The organism is Syntrophorhabdus sp. (genome assembly GCA_012719415.1).
Classification (GTDB): domain Bacteria; phylum Desulfobacterota; class Syntrophorhabdia; order Syntrophorhabdales; family Syntrophorhabdaceae; genus Delta-02.
Genome location: JAAYAK010000029.1, coordinates 1 through 2,393 on the forward strand (window position 1 = coordinate 1; position 2,393 = coordinate 2,393).

Consider the following 2,393-nt stretch of genomic DNA (forward strand, 5'->3'; position numbering starts at 1 on the left):
CAGAGACGGGCACGCATTGAAAGGATTTTGGGAGGAACGAAACGGTTCGGTCGCCCTGTCCTTTCACACTCTACTTGACGTTTATTCCGAATATATGGTAACTGTGTTGTCGCAATGGTAGAACGGAGATCGTGGATAGAGAGAATAGAAGAGGTCTGGGAGGAGGCACCCATTGTGTGGCTCTCGGGCGTCAAAGGGGTGGGCAAGACAACCCTGATACAGGGTCTTGGAGCGCAGCGGTTGCTCCACGTCGATTGCGATCCGGCCCGGTCCGCGCACATCGCGGCAGACCCGGAGCTGTTCTTCCGCGCCTGTGACCGGCCGGTCGTGGTCTTTGACGATGTCCACAGGCTTCCCGATGCCATGAAGGTGCTCAAGACGGGCGCCGATCTTTTTCGGGAGCTCAGGATCATTGCAACCTCCTCCACTGTGGCAGCGGACGGGAAGGCCGGTGATACCCTCGGCGACAGGAAACGCCGTGTTCACCTTGGCCCTGTTTTGTGGAACGAGCTTCCCGCCTTCAGCGTTTCGCTGGAGAAACGGTTCTACCATGGCGGGCTCCCTGAGGCCCTTACCATGAAAGACCGGCAGGGCGGATTCTATCGTGAATGGATGGACGCTTTTTTTGACCGCGACATCCGCGAGCCCTTCGGTTTTCGTGATTCCGACAAGTTCACCATGCTTTTCGAATATCTCCTGAAACAGAGCGGTGAGCCCTTCGAAACGACACGGGCATCGGAGACCCTCCGCATAAGCCGCCCCACCGTCGCAGAGCACTTGAGGGCTCTCGAGGCCACCCGGGCGATAACCATTGTCCGTCCTTTCCACGGAAGGGGGCAAAAGGAGATAATAAAGATGCCCAGGGTCTACGGGTTCGACACGGGTTTCGTGGCCTTTGCAAGAGGTTGGGACCCGTTGCGCACCGATGACTATGGTCCCCTCTGGGAGCACGTCGTCCTTGAGTATCTTGAAGCCCACGTCCGGGGGTCTCAGGTGCAGTACTGGAGATGGGCGGATGACCGGAAGGTCGATTTCATCGTCCCCGGCGCGCGGGACGAGGTGGATGCCATCGAGTGCGAGTGGAACCCTGACGCCTTCGACCCCGCGGGGCTCAAACTCTTCCGCACCTGGTATCCCGAAGGAGAGAACTACGTCATCTCCCCCCTGCCGGGCCTGGCCGGCGAGAAACACATCTCCGGTCTCGATGTCCACGTCTGCGACCCGGCCGGGTGGCTCGGAAGGCAGGGTACGGCCCGCAAGGGCTAGCCGGCGGAGCCGCATCCCACTCATCAGGCGACGGAGCCTCTTTTCGCTGAGAACACCATGACCGGTCAGCCTGGCGGCATCGATATCCCGTGTCAAAAGAATTCGTCCATTTCCCGGAAGCCAGGTTATCACTATCGTGTCCCTTCGCCGGTATGATTTCTCTTGTAATACATGAAAAAGTATAGAACAATTAGGCTCAGGAGGTACTATCCTCCTTGCCGTGTTTGAAGGGTATAACACCGTCAATCCCTCGCCGGGGGGCAGGGGGTTGTCAGGGCCCGCGCATCGTGTGGTCAACATTCTCTACAACCGGATCGGACAGAAGGCCATGGAAGCCGACATGAAAAAAACCCTTGCCATACTGACCATCCTTCTAATGGTGCTTCTAAGTGGTTTGCCCCTCTCCGCCGGGACTACCTGGGATGGCGGTGGCGCAAACACGAACATCAACACGGCCGTAAACTGGGATGACAACGTCAATCCTCCCTTTGACGGTACCCAGTCGGTGACGTTCGGGACCGGCGGCTCCACGGCCACCATCAATACCAATGTCAGTTTTCTCGGTCTTATCTTCAACCGTGACAACAATTTCACCGTTGCGGCCGGCGCCGGGACGCTGACCGTCGGATCGTCAGGGATCAACGCTGCTGTTCCCGGTACCACCTCGCGTACCTACGCCATAAGCGAGGGCATAGTCCTCGGTGGCGATCAAACGTGGACGGCAACGAACAACGGGACCGGGACGACGACCCTCGCCGCAAGCGGCGCCATATCGGGAGCAGGCCGGAACCTCACGGTGACAGGCACGGGCGCGACGAACATATCCGGTGTGATCGGTACCGGTTCCGGCACGCTCACCAAAACGGGGACGGGCATTCTCACGCTCACGGGAACGAACACCTATTCAGGCGGCACGACGTTGCTCGACGGAACGCTTAAGGTGGGGAACAACTCGGCGCTCGGGACAGGCATGCTCACGATCGGAGGCGGCACCCTTTCCTCGTCCTCGGGGACTGCAAGGACGATAGCCAACGAAACCGTCATTGGGGCCGACTTCACCCTCGGCCAGTCCTCGGGCGGTACCGGCGCTCTCACGTTGTCCGGGGCGATGGACCTCGGCGGCGCGG

2 protein-coding genes are annotated in these 2,393 nt (G+C 59.6%); both read left to right on the forward strand.

Annotated features, from left to right (window positions below; genetic code table 11):
- The first annotated feature begins 114 nt into the window (after positions 1–114).
- On the forward strand, positions 115–1,266 hold the full coding sequence (locus GXX82_01570; protein NLT21716.1) for an ATP-binding protein: 1,152 nt from the start codon (positions 115–117) through the stop codon (positions 1,264–1,266).
- Between the two features lie 340 nt (positions 1,267–1,606).
- Positions 1,607–2,393 (forward strand): hypothetical protein (locus GXX82_01575; GenBank protein NLT21717.1); only part of this gene is annotated, 787 nt, incomplete at its 3' end.